Here is a 3,050-nt window from a genome sequence, read left to right as displayed (position 1 = left end):
GCTGTAAAAGCAGCAGAAACAAACGCTCCTTCTGGTGGTCGTGAACTAACAGTTGAAGCTACAGCATATACAGCTCACCCGAGCGAAAATGGCACGTATGGTGGTCGTGTATTAACGGCAATGGGTCATGATCTAACAGCGAATCCAAACATGAAGATGATTGCTGTTGACCCGAAAGTGATTCCATTAGGGTCAAAAGTTTGGGTAGAAGGATATGGAGAAGCAATCGCTGGTGACACTGGCGGTGCAATTAAAGGTAACCGTATCGACGTTTTAGTTGGCTCTGACGCAGCAGCTAATAAATGGGGACGCAAAACTGTTAAGGTGAAAGTTTTAAAATAATTAATGACTGCTAAAAATTCAGCCAGTTCTCATATGTTGAGAGCTGGTTTTTTGTTTTTTATAAACATAAATCAAAATGAACAACATACTTTTTTAGATGGGAAAGAGGATCCGCCTGAGGGTAGAAGCGGTCAGGGCCTTTTTTGGCCCCATGCCTTGTTTCAAACAAAGGGAGAATATGGGTCGAACTCTCTTTTTGTTTGCATAGTCATAGCGCATCTGTTGGGATTTTAACATACATAGAGAATTCTTTTTTTAGATGGAAGAGAGCGTCCGCGCGTGCATAAAAGGCTGTTAGGATATTCTTAACAGCCTTTTATAAGTTAAAATGGATATATAGTTTTTCCTGTAATAATTTTGTAAGCGCTACAAAATTGGGTTTGCGCATATTTTTTCGTTACTTCATCTAAAGTTTGGTGCTCTAATAATGTGTGGAAAGAACGTAGTAAGCAGTTTAAAGCGAAAAATAATTCTTCTTGCGAACAGTTTTTTTCTTTTACTGCTGTTGCTAAAATGAGTTCTTCTGTTAATGTAGAAAAATTAATGGTAGCTTGTCCAGTTTTCATTATATCCTCTCCGATCTTATTTTTTATCATATATATGAATCGTTGGGCAAACTATGTCAATTTTATTCCGATCAAGGTTTGTGGTTCGCAAAGCACACATCTCAAGATTCAAAGCGGTCGTGAAATATAAAGTGAAACTTTAAGCAGTAGTGGAAGATGCATTGGTTAGGGGATTGCCATTCTTATTTTGGAATTTCATTTACCGTATTTAAAGAACTTGCATTATAACTATTAAAATTGGTAAGATTGGATATAATGATTAGGTGGATAAGATTACATAAAGAGAGTTGAAGTATATGGGAGAACTGCAGCGTGAAAAAGTTGCTGTCATTATCGGACCGACTGCGGTGGGAAAGACAAAATTAAGTATTGATCTTGCAAAAGCGTTAAATGGTGAAATTATTAGTGGGGACTCGATGCAAATTTATCGTACGATGGATATCGGGACAGCTAAGGTAACAAAGGAAGAGATGGAAGGAATTCCGCATTATATGATTGATATTAAAGATCCAGAAGACCCATTTTCTGTGGCGGAATTTCAAGAGCTGGTTCGAGGTTATATTCGCGAAATTACAAAACGCGGGAAACTACCAATTATTGTTGGTGGTACTGGTCTTTATATACAATCGGTTTTATATGATTATCAGTTTACAAATGAAGCTGGAAATCCTGAATATCGGAAGGAACTAGAACAACTGGCGACAGAGCATGGTGTAGAATATGTACATAAGAAGTTGCAAGAAGTGGATCCAGAAAGTGCGAATCGTATTCATGCGAATAATGTAAGACGTGTTATTCGAGCTCTAGAAATTTTCCGTATGACAGGGGAAAAGCTGAGTAATCAACTTGAAAAACAGGAAAATGAGTTACTATATGATGTTTCGTTAATTGGCTTGACTATGGATCGGGAAATGTTATATGATCGCATCAACTTGCGTGTTGATCTTATGGTTGAGCAAGGATTATTGCAAGAAGTGAAGGCTTTATATGAAAATGAGGTCAAGAACTGCCAATCTATTCAAGCGATTGGTTACAAAGAATTATATGATTATTTCGAAGGGCATGTTTCGCTTGAAGAAGCCATAGTACAATTGAAGACGAACTCACGTCGCTATGCAAAACGTCAATTAACATGGTTCCGTAACAAAATGGATGTTAATTGGTTTGATGTAACCGCTGGTGAAAAAACAGCAGAAATTTTGGGATACATAGAAGGAAAGCTACAACTAAAGTCGAATAATAAGTAAGTAGAGAAAAAGAGGAGGATTCGACATGAAGCAATCAATCAATATTCAAGATCAGTTTTTAAATCAACTCCGTAAAGAAAATACGTTTGTGACGCTGTACTTATTAAACGGTTTCCAGCTTCGTGGATTAATAAAAGGTTTTGATAACTTTACAGTGTTATTGGAAACAGAAGGTAAGCAACAGCTTATTTATAAACACGCTATTTCTACATTCGTTCCACAGAAAAATGTTTCAATTGAATTAGAGTAGAAAAAACTATAATACATAGCATAAAAAGAGCGAGAAATTCGCTCTTTTTATTTTTTTCTTCTGCATGAACGGGCAGTACACTTCCGCTGACGGAAGTTTTTTTTATACAAGAGAGATCCTTTAATGAATGCGGAAGATAGAGAGTCTAACCGTAGTGTCGCCTGTTTCGGGAATGGTAATTGTATTAGTAGTAGATTGAATCGCAATCGTGGTTTTAGCTTTTAAAGTCTCAATTGTTGTAAATGTAATTGAACTTCCAATTGCATTTGCAGAAAAGTTATCCGCAGGTATGTTGCCATTAATGGAAATGCCAAAGCCGAAGGGAGCTGATCCCGAAAATATTGTTGAAGCTGAAAAGTCAATGACATAAACACCATCGTCAAGGATTATGATAGTATCTGTTGCATTGAAATGTATGTTATTTATGTTTGATGTAAGGTTGAAATGTATATTTTGATTAGGTTCTATAATTTGTGGAAGTGTGCTTTTTAGTACAGCTGTAGTTACCGGAAAACTGAATCCTTGAAGCCCTCGCTCACCTTGAAGCCCCTGTTCGCCCTGAGGTCCTTGCTCACCTTGAGGTCCTTGCTCACCTTGAGGTCCTTGCTCACCTTGAGGTCCTTGCTCGCCTTGGATACCTTGTTC

At 37.4% G+C, this 3,050-nt stretch carries 5 protein-coding genes; 3 read left to right on the top strand and 2 right to left on the bottom strand.

The window, feature by feature from the left end; translation table 11 throughout:
- Positions 1–342: 3D domain-containing protein (locus CN373_RS24810; RefSeq protein ID WP_205753385.1), on the top strand; the 342-nt coding region annotated here is incomplete at its 5' end.
- Positions 343–665: 323 nt separating this feature from the next.
- Here CN373_RS24810 and CN373_RS24800 read toward each other — a convergent pair.
- Positions 666–908, bottom strand: coding sequence for a hypothetical protein (locus tag CN373_RS24800; protein ID WP_000847912.1), 243 nt, complete (start codon positions 906–908; stop codon positions 666–668).
- 296 nt (positions 909–1,204) lie between these two features.
- On the opposite strand from CN373_RS24800, the gene miaA reads away from it, so the two are divergent.
- Together miaA and hfq are read left to right on the top strand one after the other, a co-directional pair.
- Positions 1,205–2,155, top strand: a complete 951-nt coding sequence (miaA, locus tag CN373_RS24795) for a tRNA (adenosine(37)-N6)-dimethylallyltransferase MiaA (RefSeq protein WP_000504290.1) — start codon at positions 1,205–1,207, stop codon at positions 2,153–2,155.
- A 25-nt stretch (positions 2,156–2,180) separates the two neighbouring features.
- Complete coding sequence (gene hfq / locus CN373_RS24790) at positions 2,181–2,405, top strand: RNA chaperone Hfq (RefSeq protein WP_000813896.1); 225 nt, start codon at positions 2,181–2,183, stop codon at positions 2,403–2,405.
- Between the two features lie 120 nt (positions 2,406–2,525).
- Here the strand turns inward: hfq and CN373_RS24785 are convergent.
- On the bottom strand, positions 2,526–3,050 hold a 525-nt coding region (locus tag CN373_RS24785), incomplete at its 5' end, for a Gly-Xaa-Xaa repeat protein (RefSeq protein ID WP_133116051.1).

Origin of the sequence: Bacillus cereus (genome assembly GCF_002561295.1) — a bacterium.
GTDB classification, from domain to species: Bacteria; Bacillota; Bacilli; order Bacillales; family Bacillaceae_G; genus Bacillus_A; species Bacillus_A cereus_S.
Note: the sequence above shows the minus strand (reverse complement) of the source record. Positions and strands in the feature narration are given on the sequence as shown.